Consider the following 19,794-nt stretch of genomic DNA (forward strand, 5'->3'; position numbering starts at 1 on the left):
TCCGTACGATCGGGGGCGGTGCGTCCGTGCGATCGGGGGCGGGCTCGCCCCTGCCTCACCCTCCGCTCACCGCGCGGGCGCGTTGACGGCGCGCGCGGACGTACCGTCGACGATCGCGTACCACCCGCCCGTGTCGGCGGCGAGCGCGGTGGCCGTGCCGTCCAGGCGCCACCGCGCCCGCCGCTCGCCGTCGCGCAGGCCGAGGGCGCGGACCTCGCGGCCCGCCGTGACGTAGACGGTGTCGCCGCCGACGGCGGGCGGCTGCTGGCCGGTCGCCTCGAACGACGCCGTCCACAGCGGTTCGCGGCCGTCGCGCACGTCGACGGCCGCGAGGGTGGTGGTGTCCGTCCAGTGCACCAGGACGCCGTCGGCCGCCACCGGCCCGCGCGCGCCGCCCGCCCGACGCGGCCAGCTCGCGTCGAGGCCCGCCGACGCGTGGCTCCACAGCCGCCCGCCGTCCCGGGGGTCGAAGCCGACGATCCTGCCGCCGCCGAGCACCAGGCCGACCCCGGCGGCCTGCCCCAGGGCGGTCGTGCCCCGCCCCGCCTCCAGGCCGAGCCGCCGCCGCGCCAGCCGCTCGCCGTCCCCGACGTCGACGAGGTGCAGCTCGGACTCCTCCGTGAGCAGCGCGAACCGCGCGCCGACAGAACCCTTCCGAGGAAGCGTCACGGGGGCCGCCACCGCCCGGTCGTCGCCGCTGGGATACCGGTACGTCCAGCGTGCGCCGCCGGTGCGCGCGTCCACGCAGGACGCCCCCTCCACCAGCTCCGCGGGCTCCGGCGCGAGCAGCAGCGACGACCCGAGGACGGCGGGGGCCTGCCAGGCGGGCACGTCCTTGTGGACTCCGGGAGCGGTGCCGTCGGGCAGCGTGCGCAGCCGCAGCTCCGGGTCGTTCGACGAGCCGGTCACGTGCAGCGTCACCAGCCGCCCTGCCGCGACCGCGAACCACCGGGTGGTCCCCGGCGACGGCCAGGCCTCCCGCACGGGCCACGGCTTTCCCGTGCGTACGTCGACCGCCTCCGCGAGGACGTCCGGCGCGATCAGGAGCCCGTCGGCCACGCCCCACAGCGCGGGCTCGGACCGCGTACCGCCATCCCGCCGCCACCGCTCGGTGCCGTCGGCCGCCCGCACGGCGTGGACGGTGCCGTCGCCGAGCGTGGTGCCGCGCTTCGGCCCGCGCACCAGCACGGTGGTGCCCGCGAGCAGCAGCGCGTCCAGGCCGCCGCCGACCGCGTCGTCCAGGGTCAGGGTCCACCGCGTGGCGCCGGGGGCGCGCTCGCCCTTCCGCAGGCGCAGCGCGTTCTCCGCCGCCGGGTCCCGCGGCCCGGAGCCGGGCGGCCCGGTGCTGATGGCCCAGCCCATCAGCGCGGCGAGGCCGCCGCCCGCGACGGTGAGGGCGGAGCGGCGGGCGAGGGTGCGGCGCCGGTGGGCCCGGTCGGGGGCGGGGCGGTCCTGGGCGGTGAGGAGGGTGGGCGGCTCTGAGCGGGCCGCCGCGCGGGTGGGCGCAGCGCTGGGGGCGACGTCACCTTCTGGACTCGCCGGACCCTGCGGATCTTCCTGCGCCTCCGGACCCTTCCGCGCCTCCGGACCCTTCCGCGCCTCCGGGCCTTCCTGCGCCTCCGGGCCTTTCTGCCAGTCTGGGCCTTTCTGCCCGTCTGGGCCCGCTGGAGCTTCCTGCCCCTCCGGCTCCGCTGGACCTTCCTGCTCGTCCGGATCCTCCAGCCCCTCCAGCCCCTCCGGCCGCACCGCGGCGGCGACGAGGGACCGCAGGGGCTCGTCCCGCCACCACAGCGGGCTGCCGGGCCGCGCGGTCCGGCGCAGGACGTCCCCGACCTCGGGCCGCTCGGAGGGATCACGCCGGAGGCAGGACGCGACGAGCGCGCGCAGCCCCGCCTCCTCCGGGACGCCCCCGAGGTCGGGGTCCTCGTGGGCCGCGCGGTACAGGAGGACGGCGACCGGGCCCGCGCCGAACGGCCCCGCGCCGGTCGCCGCGAAGGCGAGGACCGCGCCGAGGGCGAACACGTCGGTGGCCGGTCCCGTCGGGCCGCCGAGGATCTGCTCGGGCGCCATGTAGCCGGGCGTGCCGAGCATCGACCCCGTCGCGGTCAACGGACCGTTCCGCGCGTGCTCGCCCGTGGCCCGGGCGATGCCGAAGTCGATGACGCGGGGGCCGTCCGCGGTGACCAGGACGTTGGACGGCTTCAGGTCGCGGTGCACGATGCCCGCCGCGTGGATGCCGGCCAGTGCCTCGGCGAGGGCGGCGGCGAGCGCCCGGACGACCTCGCCGGTCAGCGGGCCGCCGGCGGCGACGGCCTGGCGCAGGGTGACCCCCGGCAGGTAGGCGGTGGCGAGCCACGGCTGGTCGGCGTCCGGGTCGGCGTCCACCACGGCGGCCGTGTGGGCACCGGTGACGGCCCGCGCGGCGGTCGCCTCCCGCCGGAAGCGCTCCCTGAACTTCGCGTCGGCGGCGAGGTGTTCGTGCACCGTCTTCACGGCGAGCAGCCGCCCGCCCGGGCTGCGGGCCAGATAGACCTGGCCCATGCCACCCGCGCCGAGCCGGGACAACAGCCGATGCCCGCCCAGGGTCCTGGGGTCCTCGGAGAGGAGCGGGGAGGTCATGCGGGGGCACCTTTCGAGGGGCGAGGGCTGGTGTTGGTGCTCGCATTGGTGCTGGTGCTGGTGCTGGTGCTGGTGCTGGTGCTGGTGTCGGTGTCGGTGTCGGTGCTCGTGGTTCGAGGGGCGCGGGGGCCCACGGGGGCAGCGGGGCTGATCCGATCGACGGCGCCGATCGGATCAACGGCCCCGATCCGGCCGGGGGCGCCGATCCGGCCGGGGGCGGTCCTCGTGCTGCCGACGGCGGTCCTCACGCTCGCTCCCTCACGTCCGCTCCGGGGGTGCTATCGCCACGACCGTCCCGTCCGCGTACACGTGGACCACGTCCGGCGCCGCGGCGGCCGCCTTCACCGTCCTGAGGCCCTCGGAGCGTGCCGCCCAGGCCGTGCGGCCGGTGCGGACGTCCAGGGCGTGCAGGCCCCAGCCGGGCTCGCCGGTCGTGCCCGGCTGGGGCCCCACGACGTACGCATGGCCGTCCGCAGTCAGCAACGAGCCGTCGGCGGCGGTGAGTTCCTCGACGTCCGTGCGGGTCCACCGCGGCTCGCCGCCGGATTCGGCCGCGTACCCGCTGAGGCCGTCGGACGTCGCGGCGAGCAGCATGCCGTGCGTCGGCACCGGTGTGACGGCCGTCGGCGAGTCCAGGCGGCGGGTCCAGCGGACGCGGCCCGTGGTGAGGTCGACGGCGTGGATCGCGGTGCGGCTTTCGTAGCACGCGATGCCCTTCGCGCCGGGGTGGGCGCGGGGGTATCGCGCCCCGCCGCGCACCGTTCGCTCCACCTTGCCGTCCGTCGCGCGCAGGACGACCAGGGGGTCCCGGCGCGCGTAGTCGTCCGTGCCGCTCATGCCGGGGTTCGGGGACACGGCCACGGCGATGCGTCCGCCCGCCCCGTCGACGCCGATCACCCCGGCGGCAGTGCCCTCGTGGAACCACAGGGCCTCGCGCGTCCGCGCGTCGAACCCGTACGCCCGCCAGCGCCGACCCCAGGAGCTGCGCCGCGCCCACATGGTGTCGTACGGGGCGTACGTCAGGAAGCACAGCACGTCCCCCGCCAGCACGAACGTCCCCTGGTTGCCTTCGAGCGCGCTGCTGCCCGCGTCGAAGGAGGGCAGGCCCGCGGCGCGGCGCTCGGGGTTGAGGCGCGGGGACGGGGACGTCCACACCTTGCGGCCGGTGGCGGCGGTCAGCGCGTGCATCTCGGGTTCGAAGAGGTCGTCGCGGAGGACGTAGACCGTGTCGCGGTGGCGGTCCACGTTCTGCAACCGCTCCGCGGAGTACACCCAGCGCTCGGTGTTGGAGCGGGCTTCGAGGCAGGTGAGGGAGCCGGAGGCGAGCAGGTAGAGGTCGTCGCCCCGGCGCACCAGGCCGTCGGCCCGGAGCTCCCCGACGTCCCGGCTCCACAGCACCCGCCCCCGGGCCGTCGCGTCCGGCGACCGCTTCCGCGAGCCCGCGCCTTCCTCGCCCGCGCCCCGGCCCCCGTCCCGGAGAGCGATGGCCGCACCGGTGACGCCCGCGGCGGCGGCGAGGGCACCACCGCCCCAGAGGAGCAGCTTGCGGCGGGAGGGACGTCGGTCGGCAGGGGGCGCGGTGGGGGGTGTGTCGGTAGGGGCAGGGGTGTCGAGGGGAGGGACGGCGGTGGGAAGGGCGTCGGCGGGAGGGACGTCGACGGGAAGGGCGCGGGTGGTTGAGGCACCGGTGGGAGGGGCGTCGGTGGCAGAGACCCCGGTGGGAGGGGCGTCGGTGGTCGTAGGCTCCAACAGCCGCGCCAGATCATCCTCATGACGCTCTATCAGCTCGGCGACGCCTCCCCGCTCCCACCACGGTGACCCGGCCGCTCTCGCCGCGCACCAGGACAGGACCTGTTCGACCGTGGGGCGGTCGGCCGGGTCGCGGGTGAGGCAGCGGGCGAGGAAGGCGCGCAGGGCGGGGTCCGGTACGCCGTCGAGGTCCGGTTCCTCGTGGAGGGTGCGGTACAGGACGCGGGCCGCGCCGTCCGCCCCGAAGGGGGCGCGCCCGGTGACCGCGAGGGCGAGGAGGGCGCCGAGGGCGAACACGTCGGCGGGCGGTCCGGGCCGGGCGTCGTCGGTGCCGCGCGCGAGTTGCTCGGGGGCGATGAAGCCGGGGGAGCCGATGGCTTCGTCGGTGGCGGTGAGGCTGTCGTCGGCGGCGCTCTTGGCGATGCCGAAGTCGAGGACTCTGGGGCCGTCGCGGGTGACGACGACGTTGGACGGCTTGAGGTCGCGGTGGACGAGGCCCGCCGCGTGCACGGCGGCGAGGGCTTCGGCGAGGGAGGCGCCGAGCGCGGCGAGGTCGGCGGTGGAGAGGGAGCCGTGCGCGCAGACGGCGTCCGTGAGGACGGGGCCCGCACAGAACTCGGTGGCGAGCCAGGGCTGTTCGGCGTCCGGGTCGGCGTCGAGCACGGCGGCGGTGTACGGGCCGGTGACGGCGCGGGCGGCCGCGGTCTCGCGTCGGAAGCGCTCGCGGAACTCCGGTTCGGCGGCGAGGTGCGGGTGCACGGTCTTCACGGCGACGGGGCGCCCGGACGCGGAGCGCGCCAGCTGCACCTGCCCCATGCCGCCCGCCCCGAGCCGGGCCACGATCCGATACCCGCCGACCTCGACGCCCACTCCACGCCCGGCCCCAGCCATGCCCCGCGCACCCCCCTCACCCCACCGGCCCGCCCGGCCCCCGCACCCGGCCGAACTCTGCGACGCCTGCGGGGCATCGTACGGTTGCGCGAGCCACGGAACCGGCGCCTCACCGCCTCACGAAGGGCCCCGCCTCCCCCTCGCACGCCAGCGGCCCCCGCGGCACTCAAGCTGCGGGGGCCGCTGTTCGGCGTCGGGCGGGGGAGAGCCGGTCGAGGCGCGCCGCCCGTTACAGCGCCTGGGCCGCGGGCTTCACCATGCCCCGCACCGTGCGGGACTTCACGAAGTCGCCCATCGCCGTCATGTCCCACTCGCCCGTGAACTGGCGGATCAGCTTGGCCATCATCACGCCCGTCTGGGCCTCGGCGTTCGTCAGGTCGAAGCGGACCAGCTCCTCGCCCGTGGCGCCGTCGATCAGGCGGCAGTAGGCCTTCGCGACCTCGGTGAACTTCTGGCCGGAGAAGGAGTTGACGGTGAAGACCAGGCCGGTGACCTCCTGCGGGAGGGCGCCGAGGTCGACCGTGATGACCTCGTCGTCGCCGCCGCCCTCACCCGTCAGGTTGTCGCCGGAGTGCCTGACGGCGCCCTTGAGGATCTTCAGCTTGCCGAAGTAGCAGCTGTCGATGTGGTTGCGCTGCGGGCCGTACGCGATGACCGACGCGTCCAGGTCGATGTCCTTGCCGCGGAACGCGGGCTCCCAGCCGAGGCCCATCTTGACCTGGGAGAGGAGCGGGCGGCCGCCCTTGACCAACGACACCGTCTGGTTCTTCTGGAGGCTCACCCGGCCCTTGTCCAGGTTGATCTTCCCGGCGCCGGGGGCGGGGGCCGCCGGGGCGGCGGGCGCGGGCGGGGTCGGGGGCTGCTGGGCGAGGCGCGGGTCAGCCGCCGGGGGCGGCGGCATCTGCACCGGGGGGCCGGCCGGCGGGGCCATGGGGGCGGCGGGCTGCGCGGGGGCGGGGGCCGGGGCGGGCTCCTCCACCGTCACGCCGAAGTCCGTCGCGATGCCCGCGAGGCCGTTGGAGTAGCCCTGGCCGACCGCTCGGGCCTTCCAGGCGCCGTTGCGCAGGTAGACCTCGACGATCACCAGCGCCGTCTCCGCGCCCAGCTGGGGCGGGGTGAACGTCGCCAGGACCGCGCCGTCGTCCGCGTTGCGGATGGTGGCCGTGGGCTCGATGCCCTGGAAGGACTGGCCCGCCGCGTCCGGGCTCGCCGTCACGACGATCTTCTCGATGCCCGGGGGGACGGCCGACGTGTCGACCGTGATCGCGTCGGGGGACGTGCCGCCGCCCGAGCGGTACGTCACGCCCGGGCCCGCGGGCTGGTTGTAGAAGATGAAGTCGTCGTCGGAGCGCACCTTGCCGTCGGCGGTGAGCAGCAGGCCCGATACGTCAAGACGCACGGGGGCGGTGACGTCCACCGTCACGCGGGCCGCGGTCAGGGGGATGTTCGAGCCAGGGGTCATAGCTGTCATGCCTGGGGTAACGAGCGGGGGGACTTTGCCGTTCCCTTACCGGGGGAAAATTCGGTGGCCGAGGGTAGGCACGGGACGGCCGGCCCTGGATGCGGGTGCTCAGCGTGCGTTCCGCGGATGTCCCCGCGACGCCCTCTCATTGCCCCGCTTGTAGTTCCCCGTCCAGCGCGCCATCACCAGTTGGGCGTCGCCGGACTGGGTCTCCGCAAGGAACTGTTCGGCGCGGGGGCCGCGCAGGGTCGCCGCGGTGCGGGTGCCGTGGGTGATCACGACGGTGCCGTCGGCGCGCTGCTCGTACTGGAATCCATGGGGTCGAGGCATGACCGGGATGGTAGATCCTGGTCATGCCCCGGCGGTACGGATTTTGGGGCGGGCCGGTACGGGCTCAGCTCACGGCACCACGACGATCTTGCGGCCCTCGCCCGCCGCGAACTTGCCGAGGGCCTCGGGGTACGCGGACAGGGGCAGGCGGTCGCTGATGAAGACGTCGGGGTCGAGGACACCGGCGGCGAAGAGGTCGGCGGCGCGTTCGAAGCTGTGCAGGACGGCCATGGAGCCGGTGATGGTGATTTCCTGGTTGTAGATGCGGTACGGGTCGATGGTGACGCGGGTGGCGTAGTCGGCGACGCCGAACTGGAGGAACGTGCCCGCCTTGGCGACGCGGTCGAGGCCGTCCTGGATGGCGGCGGCGTTTCCGGTGGCGTCGACGACGATGTCCCAGCCGCGCGGGCGGTCCAGCTCGTCCGGGCTCGCGCCGGACCCGCTCACGCCGAGGCGCACGGCGGTGGCGAGCCGGTCGGGGTTGAGGTCGACGACGTCGACGCTCGCGGCGCCGGTGCGCTTGGCCAGCTCCAGCATCATCAGGCCCATGGTCCCGGAGCCGTAGATCAGGACGCGGGCGCCGAGCCGGGCACGCAGCACGTCGTAGCCGCGGACCGCGCAGGACAGCGGCTCGATGAGGGCGGCGTCCTGGGGGCGGATGTGCTCGGGCAGCCGTACGCAGTTGGCGACCGGCGCCACCGCGTACTGCGCCGCGCCGCCCGCCGTGGTCACGCCGATGGCGGCCCACCGCTCGCACAGGTTGTTGTGGCCCTCGCGGCAGTAGCGGCATTCGTGGCAGTACAGGGAGGGGTCCACGGCGACCTGGTCCCCGATCGACACCTCGATGACGTCCCTGCCCACGCCGACCACCTGGCCGGCGAACTCGTGCCCCGGCACCACCGGCAGCGTCGGCGCGAACTCGCCCTGCAGAATGTGCAGATCGGTGCCGCACAGGCCGCACGCGGCGACCTCCACGACCACGTCGCGCGGCCCGGGCGTGGGGTCGGGGACCTCGCCGACCACGGCCTTGCCGACGGACTCGATGATGGCGGCTTTCACTTGACGGCTCCCAACGACAGGCCCTGGACCAGTTTGTCCTGGGCGGCGAACCCCGCGGCGAGCACCGGCAGGGAGATGACGAGCGACGCGGCGCACACCTTGGCCAGGAACAGGCCCTGACTGGTGATGAAGCCGGTCAGGAAGACGGGTGCCGTCTGGGCGACCACGCCCGTCAGGACCCGGGCGAAGAGCAGTTCGTTCCAGGAGAAGATGAAGCAGATCAGGGACGTCGCGGCGATGCCGGGCAGGGCGATGGGAGCGACGACCCGGGCGAGGATCGTCGGCAGCCTCGCCCCGTCGATCTGCGCCGCCTCGATGATCGCCACCGGCACCTCGGACAGGAACGACTGCATCATCCAGACGGCGATCGGCAGGTTCATCGACGTGTAGAGGATGACCAGGAGCCAGATGTTGTCCAGGAAGTCGGTGTTCTTCGCGAACAGGTAGATGGGCAGGAGACCCGCGACGACCGGCAGCATCTTCGTGGAGAGGAAGAAGAAGAGGACGTCCGTCCACTTCTTCACCGGGCGGATCGACAGGGCGTACGCCGCGGGCAGCGCCAGGACCAGGACGAGCAGCGTCGAGGCCGTGGACGCCACGAACGAGTTGATGAGCGAGGGCCAGGGGCTCGCGCCGCCGCCCGCGCCGAAGAACTCCCGGTAGCCGTCCAGGGTGAGGGACGCCGCCACCGAGGGCGGGTTCGTCGCCGCGTCCTCCTCGGAGTGGAAGGACGTCAGGGCCATCCAGGCGATGGGCAGGAAGAACAGCAGCCCGGCGAGCCAGGCGGCGAGCGTCAGGCCCGCGCCCCGGGTCCGTACCCGGAGCACCTTCGGCGGCCTGGCGCCGGGCCGGGAGCCGTTCACGGGTGCGGGGCCCGTACGGATGTCGTGCACGCGGGCGTCGCTCATGCGCGGGACACCTCCTCACGGAAGAGGGACGACACCACGCGCAGCGCGAAGGTCGCGATGATGATCGAGCCGATGACGACGAGGACACCGGCGGCGGACGCCAGGCCGTTCTCGTGGGCCTGGTAGAAGCTCTGGTAGACGGTGTAGGGCAGGTTCGCGGTGCCGAGGCCGCCCGAGGTGATCGTGAAGACCGCGTCGAAGTTCTGCACGATGTAGATCGAGCCGAGCAGCGCGCCCAGCTCCAGATAGCGGCGCAGGTGCGGGAGCGTGAGGTGGCGGAACACCTGCCAGTTGTTCGCGCCGTCCATGCGGGCCGCCTCGATCAGCTCGGTGTCGCGGCTCTGCAGCCCGGCCAGCAGGATCAGCATCATGAACGGCGTCCACTGCCAGATCAGGGACAGCTCGATGGCGAGCAGCGGCGTGTTGGAGATCCAGTCGGGCTGGCTCGCGCCGTCCCCGCCGACCCAGTGCAGGACGCCGTTGAACAGGCCGTACTCGGGGTTGTAGAGCACGTGCTTCCACAGCAGCGCCGCGGCCACGGGCACGAGGAGGAACGGCGCGATGAGCAGGGTGCGCACCACGCCCCGGCCGCGGAACCTCCGGTCGAGCAGCAGCGCGAGGCCGAGGCCGATGACGAGGCTCGCGAGGACGACCGTCGCGGTCAGCAGGATCGTCGTCCACACCGACTTGCGCAGGTCGGCGTCCGTGAGGACCTCGTGGTAGTTGGAGAGGCCGGTGAAGCTGCGGGCGTCCGGGTAGAGCGCGTTCCAGTCGAAGAAGGAGATCACCAGGGTCGCCACGAACGGCAGTTGCGTCACGGCGATCATGAAGATCAGGGCGGGCAGGAGCGGGGCCCGGGTGGCCCAGGCGCGCAGCCGTCCCGGGGGACGTGGCGCGGAGGTCCGTTCGGCCGCGCGCGGGAGCGGGGTGCTGGTCGTGGCGGTCATCGTCCCTCGTACTCCTCGGAGATCTTCTCGGCGAGATCCTGGGACTTGTCCAGCGCCGACCCGACGGACTGGCGTCCGGCGATGGCCGCGCTGATCTCCTGGGAGACCCGGGTGCCGAGGTCGGTGAACTCGGGGATGCCGACGAACTGGATGCCCGGCGCGGGCCGGGGCTGCACCCCGGGGTCGCGCGGGCGCGCGTCGGCGATGGCGGCGCGCATGACGCCCTGGAAGGCGGCCGCCTCCTCGCGGTAGCGCGGGTTCTCGTACGTCGAGGACCGCTTGCCCGCGGGCACGTTGGACCAGCCGATCTTCTCGCCGACCAGCTCCTCGTACTCCTTGCCGGACGCCCAGGAGATGAACTTCCAGGCCTTGTCGGGGTTCCGCGAGGACTTCTGCAGGCCCCACGCCCAGGTGTAGAGCCAGCCGGAGCTCGCCGTCTTCTCCACCGGCGCGGCCACGTAGCCGATCTTGCCCTTGACCGGGGACTTGGCGGCCTCCAGGGAACCCGCCGCGGCCGTGGCGTCGTACCACATGGCGGTCTTGCCCTGGGTGAGGTTGTTCAGGCACTCCGCGTACCCGGACTGGGCCGCGCCGGACTCGCCGTGCTTGCGTACGAGGTCCACGTAGAAGCGGGTCGCCTTCTCGAACTCGGGGGAGTCGAGGCGCGCCTTCCAGTCCTTGTCGAACCAGGTGCCTCCGAAGGTGTTGACGACCGTCGTCAGCGGCGCCATCACCTCGCCCCAGCCGGGCAGGCCGCGCAGACAGATGCCCTTCATGCCCTTCTCGGCGCCGTCCACCTTCGCCGCGAGGTCCGCGACCTGCTGCCAGGTGGGCTTCTTCGGCATGCGCAGGCCCGCCTTCGCGAAGACGTCCTTGCGGTACATCAGGAACGACGACTCGCCGTAGAAGGGCTCTCCGTAGAGCTTGCCGTCCTCGCCGGTGAGGGACTGGCGCATCGGCGGCAGGATGTCGTCCTGGTCGAAGGCGCGGTCCTTGCGGGCGTACGGGCCGAGCTCGCGCAGCCAGCCGTTCTTGGCGTAGATCGGGATCTCGTAGTTGCTGAGCGTCGCCACGTCGTACTGGCCCGCCTGGTTGGCGAAGTCCTGGCTGATCTTGTCGCGGACGTCGTTCTCGGGCAGCACGGTGAAGTTCACCTCGATGCCCGTCTCCTTGGTGAAGTGGGCGGCGGTGAGCTTCTGCAACTCCACCATCTGCGGGTTGTTCACCATCAGTACGTTGATGGAGTCGCCGCCGGAACCGGACCCGCCCGCCCCGGCCCAGCAGCCGGAGAGCAGCGGGGTGAGCAGCGTCCCTGCGGCGGTCGCGGCGAGCAGCCGCCGCGACCGCCATCGGCTCTGGGTTCGCATGAATCGCTCCTGAACGAAGGGGAGAGGGGGGAGAGGGGAGGGAGGGGAGGGAGGGGAGGGAGGGAAGGGGCCAGCGGGGTGGTCCGGCGTTTTCGGGTGTGCGGTGCCGCACCGGCGGCCCTGTGTCCGCCGGTGCGCGGGAGCGGGAGATCAGTTGTCGGGCTGTGGCCCGGGGCGGGCGGTCAGGCGCGGATGACCTGCGGCCCGCGCAGGGAGTAGCGGTGCGCCTCGGAAGCGGGCAACTGCACGCTGGTGACGATGGACTCCAGGTCGCCCACGCTCGCGAACCGGCAGAAGCTCGCCGCCCCGAACTTGGTGTGCACGCCCGCGAACACGGTGCGCCGGGAGGCCCGCATGGCCTGCGCCTTCACCTCGCTGACCGCGGGGTCGGGGGTGGTCAGACCGTGTTCGCGGGAGATGCCGTTGGCGCCGATGTACGCCAGGTCGATCACGAAGCCCGCGAGCATCCGGGTCGTCCAGTGGTCGACGGTGGCGAGTGTCCCGGACCGGACCCGGCCGCCGAGCAGCAGGACGGTCACGTGCTCGGACGCGGCGAGCGCGCCCGCCGTCGAGAGCGAGGCGGTGATCACGGTCAGCGGGCGGTTCTTGGGCAGCGCCTCGGCGATGAGCTGCGGGGTGAAGCCCTCGTCGATGAAGACGGTCTCGGCGTCGCCGAGCTGCGCGGCCGCCGCGGCCGCGATCCGCCGCTTCTCGGGCACGTGCATGGTCGTACGGAAGGCGAGGGTCGTCTCGAAGCCGGCGCTCTCCACCGGGTAGGCACCGCCGTGGGTGCGGCGGACCAGGCCGTGGTCCTCCAGGGCGCGCAGATCGCGGCGCACGGTCTCCTTGGCGACGCCGAGCTCGGCCGCGAGCACGGACACGTCGACGGATCCGGAGCGGCGTGCCGCGCGCACGATCTGCCGCTGACGTTCCTCCGCCGACATGGGTGCCACCTCTTCCCACAGACTCCACTGCGATGTTCTGCCCGTTCGGGCCCTGTGGGGAAGTTCTACAGCGGGGGGAAGTCGGTGACCAGGCGCGCAACGACCAGGATGATGCCCGAATCCGCCCGTTCACCCGGGCGATGTCCTGCGCGGCAAGGCGATCATGTGCCCGTTGATCGGCTCACGGTGCCCGTTTCCCGCCCGTTTCGCGTGCGGGCGGAGGGCGGGGCGAGGCCGGACGGCTGGAAATGAACGCTCGGAAAGGGACGGCCGTGGGCCTGCCGTCGGCCGGGACCGCCCGGGGCGGGACCGGGGCGGGGCGGCGGCTGGCCCACGGCCGCGTCAGGGCCGGTGGAAGCCGACCTCGGGGTGGGCGGGCGTCGGCCCGTCGAGCAGCGGCTGCCCGGTCCCGCGCAGGTGCCGGTCGTAGAACGCGGCGACGTAGGCGCGGGTGATCTGCTCGGACCGCCGCCCCGAGAGCGGCACCGCCGGGTCGTGCTCGCCGAGCCGGCCGAGGACGACCGGTGTGTCGGTGAACGTGAAGTGCCCGGCCCCGGTGACCGTCAGCCAGCGCTTCCAGCCCTTCAGGCGCGGCCAGGCGGCGCCCCAGTCGTAGGGGTCGCCGGCCTGGACCGTGGTCGTGGTGCCGAGCAGCAGGAAGGGCCGGGCCACGCCGGCGGGCGTGGTGTGGAAGCCGCCGTCCATGTTCACGCCCGCGCGCACCCGCGGGTCGGTGTCCATCAGGGCGGCCGTGGCGGCGCCGCCGATGGAGTGTCCGCCCATCCCGATCCTGCGGGCGTCGATCATCCCGGAGTGCCGCCAGGTGGCCTTGCCCGACCTGCCGCCGACGAGCCGGTCCAGGACGTACGACAGGTCCTCGGCCCGGCCCGCGGTGATCCGCGGACCCGAGTCGCCCCCGCCGTCCACGCAGCCGACGCAGGGCGGCACGCGCCCGCCGTCGAACTCCGCTCCGGCCGCCTCGTGGGCGTGGTCGACCGTCGCGACCACGTACCCCCGGCTCGCCAGGTCCTCGGCGAGGTGCGTCAGCGTCGAGCGCGGCGCGGTGAAGCCGGGGGAGAGCACGACCAGCGGGAACCTGCCCCGCGCGGGATGTGCCCCGGTGCGGGCGTGGGTGCGCGTGGAGCCGTAGTCGGCGGCGGAGACGCGCCCGTCGAGCTCGTTGTACGCGAGCAGTTCCTGGGCCGCCTTCTCGGAGGTGTACGCGGTGGGCCGCCCGCCCGTGCCGCGCGCCGGGTAGTACAGCGACAGCATCAGCTCCCGCGCCTCGGTCGGCACCCAGGGGTCCTTGCGGCTCTCGTCGACCAGGTGCAGGGTGTCGCGGCCGACGGTGAACCGGCCGGTGGGGCGCGGGAGTTCGGGCCGGGTCGTGGGCGCATCGGCGGCGACGGAGGCGGGCGCGGTGTCGGTGGCGGGTGCGGCCTGGGCGCTCGCCGTGGCCGCGAGGGGCACGGCGAGCGCCAGCGCGAGCACGGTGGCGACGGCGCGCCCGCGCGGGGTGTTCAGGGTGCGAGTCATGACAACTCACGCTAGCCAGCGGCGTGTTGTCGCACGTCGCCCCGCGGGCTGACCCGTACCGGACCGCAGGCGTACGGAACCGTCAGCTCCAAGGACGACCTCAATACGGCCACACTGGCGGGTTCGTGCAGAAGTGGCCGCCCAGGTGCGCGTGGTCGGGGTTGGCGGGGTCGAGCTCGCCGTGCTCGGCGATCAGCTTCTCCGCGTACTGCTCGGAGTCGTCCTGCGGCTCGTACCCGAGCGCCCGCGCGGGCCCGAGGTCCCACCACAGGCGGGTGTTGGCCGACGAGCCGTACACGACGGTGTGCTTGACGTGCGGCGCGGTCAGCGCCGCGTGGAAAAGGCGGGCGCCGTCGCCGGGCGACATCCACACCGACAGCATCCGGACGTTCGCGGGCTCCAGGAAGCAGGAACCGATCCGCACGGACACCGTCTCGATGCCGTGCTTGTCCCAGTAGAACTGCGCCAGGTCCTCGCCGAAGGACTTCGAGAGGCCGTAGAAGGTGTCGGGCCTGCGCGGGGTGTCGACGGGGATCAGCGGGTCGTCGCCGACGGGGCGCGGGGTGAAGCCCACCGCGTGGTTGGAGGAGGCGAAGACGACCCGCGGGACGCCCTCCTCGCGCACGGCCTCGTAGAGGTTGTGCACGCCTTCGATGTTCGCCTTGAGGATCTTGTCGAAGGTGGACTCCAGGGAGATCCCGGCGAGGTGCAGGACGGCGTCGACGCCGCGCACCGCCTCGCGCAGGGCCGCCCGGTCGGCGAGGTCCACCGTGAGGGCGTCGGGCTCGCCGTCGACGGGACGCAGGTCGAGCAGCCTCAGGTCGTATCCGTACGCGGGCAGGAGCCCCCGCATCAGGGTGCCGAGGCCACCGGCGGCGCCGGTCAGCAGGACGGTGCGGGGAGCGGGCATGCGGTGATCTCCTCGTACGCGTTCATGTATGAGATTCACATTCGTGGACACGCTAGGGAGCGTGGCGTGCGACGTCAAGTGGGGCGCGGAGTCCGTGAATCCGGTCCTGAGTTGCGGGTTCGCGCGCTTGACCGGCCCGGCTTCGCGGCTTAGCGTGGGCGCGTTCAGGGATATGGATGTGAATCATAAACGTGTACGCTAAGGGAGAGCCCGTGACGTCAGCCCCCCTCGCCGCCAGGCTCCGCGTTCCCAGCGGGCCGCTGTTCTTCCCGGTCACGCCGTACGCGGCCGACGGCTCCGTCGACATCGAGGCCTTCCGCACGCATGTGCGCGGGGGCGTGGAGGCGGGCGCCGCCGCGGTGTTCGCGTGCTGCGGCACGGGTGAGTTCCACGCGCTCACCCCCGAGGAGTTCCAGCTGCTCGTCACGGCCGCCGTCGAGGAGACCGCGGGCCGCGTCCCGGTGGTCGCGGGCGCCGGGTACGGCACCGCGCTCGCCGTCAGGTACGCGCGCATCGCCGAGGCGGCGGGCGCCGACGGGCTCCTCGCCATGCCGCCGTACCTGGTGGTCGCCGCCCAGGAGGGCCTGCTGCGGCACTACACCGAACTGGCCGCCGCCACCTCCCTGGACGTCATCGTCTACCAGCGCGACAACGCCGTCTTCACCCCCGAGACGGTCGTCGAGTTCGCCCGCGCGGACGGCATCATCGGCTTCAAGGACGGCCTCGGGGACCTCGACCTGATGCAGCGCGTCGTCAGCGCCGTGCGCGCCGAGGCCCCCGGCGACTTCCTCTACTTCAACGGCCTGCCCACCGCCGAGCTGACCGGCCTCGCCTACCGCGGCATCGGCGTCAGCCTCTACTCCTCGGCCGTCTTCTGCTTCGCGCCCGACCTCGCGCTCGCCTTCCACAAGGCCCTGAACTCCGGCGACGACGAGACCGCGGAGCGCCTCATCGACGGCTTCTACCGGCCCTTCGTCGAACTGCGCAAGGAGGGCCGCGGCTACGCGGTCTCCCTCGTCAAGGCCGGGGTCCGCCTCGCCGGGCTCGACGTCGGCGGGGTGCGCCCGCCGCTGCACGAGCCCTCCGACGAGCACGTCAAGCGGCTCGCCGAACTCGTCGAGCGCGGCCGGGCACTGCTGCGGGAGGGCACGTGAGAGCGTCCGCGTTCCTCTACCCCTGGGACGTCGTCGGCGACCCGCGGGCCGCCGCGCGGATCGCGGACCTCGGCGTCGCACAGGTCACCCTCGCCGCCGCCTACCACTCCACCCGCGCCCTCACCCCCCGCCACCCCCGCCACCGCGTCGTCACCGCCGAGCACGCCGCGGTCCTGTACGAGCCGGACGACCGCTGGGCGGCCCGCGCCCTGCGCCCCCGCCCGGCCGGAGCCTGGGCCCCGGGCGACACCTACCAGGAGGCCGCCGACGCGCTGGCCGCCGCCGGGCTGGACGTGCACACCTGGGTGGTCCTCGCGCACAACTCCCGTCTGGGCGCCGAGCACCCGGACACCTCCGTCGTGAACGCCTACGGCGACCGCTACCCGTGGGCGCCCTGTATCGCGCAGCCCGCCACCCGCGCCTACCTGGTCGACCTCGCCGCGGAAGCCGCCACGAGGCCCTGCGCGGGCGGCACCGAACTGGAGTCGTGCGGCTGGTACGGCCTCGCGCACCTGCACGCCCACGACAAGATCGCGGGCGTGGGCCTCGGCGAGGCCGGGCAGTACCTGATGTCGCTGTGCTTCTGCGGGGGCTGCCGCGCCGGGTACGCCGGGCACGGCCACGACCCCGACGAACTGGCCGCCGCCGTGCGCCTCGCCCTGGAGCCGGTGTGGCGGGGCGCGGCCACCGACCCCGGCTGGACCGGCGTGGAGAAGCTCCTCGGCGCCGAGGCGGCGGCGGTCACCCGGGCCTGGCGCGAGGGGTGCGCCCGCGCGCTCCAGGAGGCGGCGGTCGGCGCGGTGCGCGCGGCGGCTCCCGACGGCTTCCGGGTGCTGCTGCACGCCGACCCGGTGGCCCACCACTGCGGGGCCAACGCCGGAGTCGACCCGCGGCACGTCCTGTCCGTCGCCGACGGCGTGGTCGTGCCCTGCGCCTCCGGCCCCGGCCTGCTCGCGCCGTTCGCCGCGCACGCCGGTCCCGACACCGTCCTCGCGGCCAACCTCACGGTCGTGGCGGGCATGGGCGGCAGCCCCGCCACACTCACCGCCGACGCCCGCGCCGCGGCCCGCCACGGCGCCACTGAACTGCGGCTTTACCACGCCGGGTTGGCATCGGACGACGATCTGGCGCTGGTCGGGGCGGCCCTGTCGCAGATCGACTGACAACGGCTACGATCCGCGCACCACACGCCGCGAACAGGCGAGAACAGGGTGAACCCACCCGCTCGCCCCGCGGCGGGACTCATCGTCAGACGAGGAGACAAGGTGCGCAACAAGGGGATATCCGCGCTGGTCTGTGCCGGCCTCACGGCGGGCGCGGCGGTGCTCGCGACCACGGCGCCCGCGGCCGCGCAGACCGCGCAGACCGGCCCCCGCCCCACCGGCACGGCCGACATCCGCGAACAGCTCGAGAACATCCCGGGCATGACGGTCGTCTCCGTCACGGAGAAGGAGGGCCACCCCCTCTACTCCCTGACGTACCGCCAGCCCGTCGACCACCACCGCCCCACAGCCTCCGGGACCTTCACCCAGCGCCTGACTCTCTGGCACAAGGCCACCGACAAGCCGACCGTCCTCTACACCGGCGGCTACACCCTCGCCTCCGGCACCACCGCCCTCACCAAGCTGATCGACGCCAACCAGGTCAGCCTGGAGCACCGCTACTTCGAGCAGTCCCGCCCCGCCGGCGCCGCGGGCAAGGACTGGTCCAAGATGACCGTCCAGCAGGAGGCGGCCGACGAGCATCGCATCACCAAGGCCCTGCGCACCGTCGAGAAGGGCAAGTGGCTCGGCACGGGCGCCAGCAAGGGCGGCATGACCGCCACGTACCACGAGCGCTTCTACCCGGGCGACCTGGACGCCGTCGTCGCCTTCGTGGCCCCCAACGACGCGAACAACAAGGACGACAGCACCTACGAGCGCTTCTTCAGGACCGTCGGCACCAAGGAGTGCCGCACCGCCCTGAACGCCGTGCAGCGCGAGATGCTGGTGCGCCGCGACGCGCTCCTGCCCAAGTTCGAGGCGGACGCCAAGGCCAACGGCCAGACCTTCCACGAGACGCTCGGCACCACCGACCGGGCGTACGAGTTCGCCGTCCTCGACCAGGTGTGGAACTTCTGGCAGTCCGGCACCGCCGCCGACTGCCCGACCGTGCCCGACGCGAAGAAGGCCAGTGACGACGAGCTCTACGACTGGTCGAAGAAGCACGGCCTGAGCGTCTACCACGACGCCGAGCTCGGCGAGAACGGCACCGGCCCCTACTACCGCCAGGCCGCCACCCAACTCGGCTGGGCCGACCTGAAGTTCAAGCACCTCAAGGACGTGCGCCACTACCCGGACATCTACCAGCCGAACTCGGTGCTCCCGCCCGCCATGCGCGGCTCGTACGACAACAGCACCATCGCCGACGTCGACCGCTGGGTGAAGACCCGCGGGCAGCGGATGATGTTCGTCTACGGCGAGAACGACCCGTGGAGCGCGGAGCGGTTCACGCCGAGCCACCGCGACTCGTACCTGTACGAGGTGCCGGGCGCCAACCACGGCGCGAGCATCGCGAAGCTGCCCGAGCCGCAGCAGTCGCGGGCCGTCGCCACCATCAAGCGCTGGGCCGGCGTGCGGTAGCGCGCCCGGCCACGGACCGGAGCAGGGGCGTGGCGATCAGCAGCCGCGCCCCCGCGAGGGCGTACAACGGCAGCCGGTGGTCGACGAGTTCGACGAGCGCCGCGCCCAGGGCGATGCCCGCCGCCGTCGGCGCGAACATCAGCGTGCCCGCGGTCGCCGCGACCCGCCCCACCAGCTCCTGCGGCGCCTCGCGCTGCACGGCCGTCAGCGCGGCCACGAGCACGCACGGCAGCCCCACCCCGTTCGCGAGGCTCCCCGTGAGCACCAGCGCGTCCCACGGCAGAGCGAGGAGCACCGCCGACACCGCGGTCAGCGCGATCCCGCCGCCCGCGAACCGCCGCTCGCCCACGCGCCGCATCAGGGCGCCCGAGGCGATCCCGACGGCGACGGACCCGGCGCCCTGCGCGACGTACAGCGCGCCCGTGTACGCGGGGGAGTGGCCGAGCGCCTCGACGATCGCGTAGACGAGCGCGCCGCTGACGCCCGACGACAGCATGGTGAGCCCGCCCGCGACCACCAGCGGCCGCAGCCGCCCGTCGCCCCACAGCAGCCGGGCGCCCCGCGCGGTGCCCGCCCGCCACCCCTCCGGGTCCGGCGCCGGGCGTGCCTCCGCCACCCGGAGCAGCGCGAAGAGACCACCGGCAAGGACGAACGTGACGGCGTCGAGCAGCGCCACCCGCGGTCCGCCCCAGGCGGCGAACACCGCGGCCCCGGCCAGCGGCGCCACCAGCTTCATGCCCTCGTTCGCGGACATCCGCAGCCCGTTGAGGTCCCCGAGCAGGTCCTTGCCGACGGCCCCCGCGACCAGGGCGGCCTCCGCCGCGTCCGTGACCACCCCGCACGCCCCGTACACCACGAGCACGGCGAACAGCAGCCACAGCCCCGCCGCACCGCCCACGCGGTCCACCCACAGCAGGGACAGCAGCAGCACCCCGAGGCCCACGTTCACGGCGACCAGCAGGGGCCGGCGCCGGGTGCGGTCGGCGAGGGTGCCGAGCAGGGGGCCGAGGAGCAGCGGGGCCCAGAGGGCGAGCGTGCACAGGGCCGCCAGGCCGTCGGAGCCGGTCAGCTCCTTCACCCAGATGCCCGACACCAGCGTCATCGCGGAACTCCCGAACCCGGAGACCACGACCGCCGTCAGGTACAGGCCCGCGTTGCGGTCCCGCAGGACACGTCCGATCGTCGTTGCCATGTGCCCGAGGCTGGTTCTGAGGCCGCGCGCAGGGCATCGGGCAGATGCCCTACGCGGCGGCGATGAGTTCGGCGCGCCCGGGGAGTCGACCTGAGGAGAAGGCCT

The 19,794-nt window shown here is 73.8% G+C and carries 16 protein-coding genes; 3 read left to right on the forward strand and 13 right to left on the reverse strand.

Translation table 11 applies throughout. The features are described from left to right. Window positions 1–66: 66 nt before the first annotated feature. From QUY26_RS30850 to QUY26_RS30905, 12 genes are all read right to left on the reverse strand, one after another. Window positions 67–2,619, reverse strand: a complete 2,553-nt coding sequence (locus QUY26_RS30850) for a protein kinase domain-containing protein (protein ID WP_289952452.1) — start codon at window positions 2,617–2,619, stop codon at window positions 67–69. Beyond that, the gene (locus tag QUY26_RS30855; protein ID WP_289952454.1) at window positions 2,616–2,867 is read right to left on the reverse strand and encodes a hypothetical protein; all 252 of its coding nucleotides are present in this window, start codon (window positions 2,865–2,867) and stop codon (window positions 2,616–2,618) included. Before QUY26_RS30855 ends, QUY26_RS30850 begins: the two co-directional genes overlap by 4 nt. A 10-nt stretch (window positions 2,868–2,877) precedes the next feature. Beyond that, window positions 2,878–5,259 (reverse strand): protein kinase domain-containing protein, encoded by a 2,382-nt coding sequence (locus QUY26_RS30860; protein ID WP_289952455.1) that lies wholly within the window; start codon window positions 5,257–5,259, stop codon window positions 2,878–2,880. Window positions 5,260–5,488: 229 nt separating this feature from the next. Next, window positions 5,489–6,721, reverse strand: a complete 1,233-nt coding sequence (locus QUY26_RS30865; RefSeq protein ID WP_289956193.1) for a TerD family protein — start codon at window positions 6,719–6,721, stop codon at window positions 5,489–5,491. Window positions 6,722–6,829: 108 nt separating this feature from the next. Beyond that, window positions 6,830–7,051, reverse strand: coding sequence for a hypothetical protein (locus tag QUY26_RS30870; RefSeq protein WP_289952456.1), 222 nt, complete (start codon window positions 7,049–7,051; stop codon window positions 6,830–6,832). Window positions 7,052–7,120: 69 nt separating this feature from the next. After that, window positions 7,121–8,110, reverse strand: a complete 990-nt coding sequence (locus QUY26_RS30875; RefSeq protein WP_289952458.1) for a zinc-dependent alcohol dehydrogenase family protein — start codon at window positions 8,108–8,110, stop codon at window positions 7,121–7,123. After that, the gene (locus tag QUY26_RS30880; protein ID WP_289952459.1) at window positions 8,107–9,018 is read right to left on the reverse strand and encodes a carbohydrate ABC transporter permease; all 912 of its coding nucleotides are present in this window, start codon (window positions 9,016–9,018) and stop codon (window positions 8,107–8,109) included. Before QUY26_RS30880 ends, QUY26_RS30875 begins: the two co-directional genes overlap by 4 nt. Further along, complete coding sequence (locus QUY26_RS30885; RefSeq protein ID WP_289952460.1) at window positions 9,015–9,965, reverse strand: carbohydrate ABC transporter permease; 951 nt, start codon at window positions 9,963–9,965, stop codon at window positions 9,015–9,017. The genes QUY26_RS30880 and QUY26_RS30885 overlap by 4 nt, the downstream gene beginning before the upstream one ends. After that, complete coding sequence (locus QUY26_RS30890) at window positions 9,962–11,332, reverse strand: ABC transporter substrate-binding protein (protein WP_289952461.1); 1,371 nt, start codon at window positions 11,330–11,332, stop codon at window positions 9,962–9,964. The genes QUY26_RS30885 and QUY26_RS30890 overlap by 4 nt, the downstream gene beginning before the upstream one ends. Window positions 11,333–11,514: 182 nt before the next feature. After that, window positions 11,515–12,276, reverse strand: coding sequence for a DeoR/GlpR family DNA-binding transcription regulator (locus QUY26_RS30895; RefSeq protein ID WP_289952462.1), 762 nt, complete (start codon window positions 12,274–12,276; stop codon window positions 11,515–11,517). Window positions 12,277–12,618: 342 nt separating this feature from the next. Continuing rightward, a complete protein-coding gene (locus QUY26_RS30900; protein WP_289952464.1) occupies window positions 12,619–13,812 on the reverse strand; it encodes an alpha/beta hydrolase family protein in 1,194 nt (397 codons plus the stop codon). A gap of 100 nt (window positions 13,813–13,912) precedes the next feature. Further along, window positions 13,913–14,722 carry an NAD-dependent epimerase/dehydratase family protein gene (locus QUY26_RS30905; protein ID WP_289952465.1) on the reverse strand — a complete coding sequence of 270 codons (810 nt, stop codon included), beginning with the start codon at window positions 14,720–14,722 and terminating at the stop codon, window positions 13,913–13,915. A 212-nt stretch (window positions 14,723–14,934) separates the two neighbouring features. Between QUY26_RS30905 and QUY26_RS30910 the strand changes: the two genes are divergently transcribed. The 3 genes from QUY26_RS30910 to QUY26_RS30920 all read left to right on the forward strand — a co-directional run bounded on the left by QUY26_RS30910 (window position 14,935) and on the right by QUY26_RS30920 (window position 18,497). Continuing rightward, the gene (locus tag QUY26_RS30910) at window positions 14,935–15,876 is read left to right on the forward strand and encodes a 5-dehydro-4-deoxyglucarate dehydratase (protein WP_289952466.1); all 942 of its coding nucleotides are present in this window, start codon (window positions 14,935–14,937) and stop codon (window positions 15,874–15,876) included. Next, window positions 15,873–17,039: a hypothetical protein gene (locus QUY26_RS30915; protein ID WP_289952471.1), complete on the forward strand. Its 1,167-nt coding sequence runs from the start codon at window positions 15,873–15,875 to the stop codon at window positions 17,037–17,039. The genes QUY26_RS30910 and QUY26_RS30915 overlap by 4 nt, the downstream gene beginning before the upstream one ends. Before the next feature lie 102 nt (window positions 17,040–17,141). Continuing rightward, on the forward strand, window positions 17,142–18,497 hold the full coding sequence (locus tag QUY26_RS30920) for a S28 family serine protease (RefSeq protein WP_289952472.1): 1,356 nt from the start codon (window positions 17,142–17,144) through the stop codon (window positions 18,495–18,497). Here QUY26_RS30920 and QUY26_RS30925 read toward each other — a convergent pair. Further along, complete coding sequence (locus QUY26_RS30925; protein WP_289952473.1) at window positions 18,472–19,689, reverse strand: MFS transporter; 1,218 nt, start codon at window positions 19,687–19,689, stop codon at window positions 18,472–18,474. The genes QUY26_RS30920 and QUY26_RS30925 overlap by 26 nt on opposite strands. Window positions 19,690–19,794: the final 105 nt, after the last annotated feature.

Origin of the sequence: Streptomyces flavofungini (genome assembly GCF_030388665.1) — a bacterium.
Lineage (GTDB): Bacteria > Actinomycetota > Actinomycetes > Streptomycetales > Streptomycetaceae > Streptomyces > Streptomyces flavofungini_A.

What these genes read in the sequence shown, in the direction of transcription:
- QUY26_RS30850 (WP_289952452.1), bottom strand. Translation starts at nt 2,619, where the DNA reads ATGACCTCCCCGCTCCTCTCCGAGGACCCCAGGACCCTGGGCGGGCAT.
- QUY26_RS30860 (WP_289952455.1), bottom strand. Translation starts at nt 5,259, where the DNA reads ATGGCTGGGGCCGGGCGTGGAGTGGGCGTCGAGGTCGGCGGGTATCGG.
- QUY26_RS30865 (WP_289956193.1), bottom strand. Translation starts at nt 6,721, where the DNA reads ATGACCCCTGGCTCGAACATCCCCCTGACCGCGGCCCGCGTGACGGTG.
- QUY26_RS30870 (WP_289952456.1), bottom strand. Translation starts at nt 7,051, where the DNA reads ATGCCTCGACCCCATGGATTCCAGTACGAGCAGCGCGCCGACGGCACC.
- QUY26_RS30880 (WP_289952459.1), bottom strand. Translation starts at nt 9,018, where the DNA reads ATGAGCGACGCCCGCGTGCACGACATCCGTACGGGCCCCGCACCCGTG.
- QUY26_RS30885 (WP_289952460.1), bottom strand. Translation starts at nt 9,965, where the DNA reads ATGACCGCCACGACCAGCACCCCGCTCCCGCGCGCGGCCGAACGGACC.
- QUY26_RS30890 (WP_289952461.1), bottom strand. Translation starts at nt 11,332, where the DNA reads ATGCGAACCCAGAGCCGATGGCGGTCGCGGCGGCTGCTCGCCGCGACC.
- QUY26_RS30895 (WP_289952462.1), bottom strand. Translation starts at nt 12,276, where the DNA reads ATGTCGGCGGAGGAACGTCAGCGGCAGATCGTGCGCGCGGCACGCCGC.
- QUY26_RS30900 (WP_289952464.1), bottom strand. Translation starts at nt 13,812, where the DNA reads ATGACTCGCACCCTGAACACCCCGCGCGGGCGCGCCGTCGCCACCGTG.
- QUY26_RS30905 (WP_289952465.1), bottom strand. Translation starts at nt 14,722, where the DNA reads ATGCCCGCTCCCCGCACCGTCCTGCTGACCGGCGCCGCCGGTGGCCTC.
- QUY26_RS30925 (WP_289952473.1), bottom strand. Translation starts at nt 19,689, where the DNA reads ATGGCAACGACGATCGGACGTGTCCTGCGGGACCGCAACGCGGGCCTG.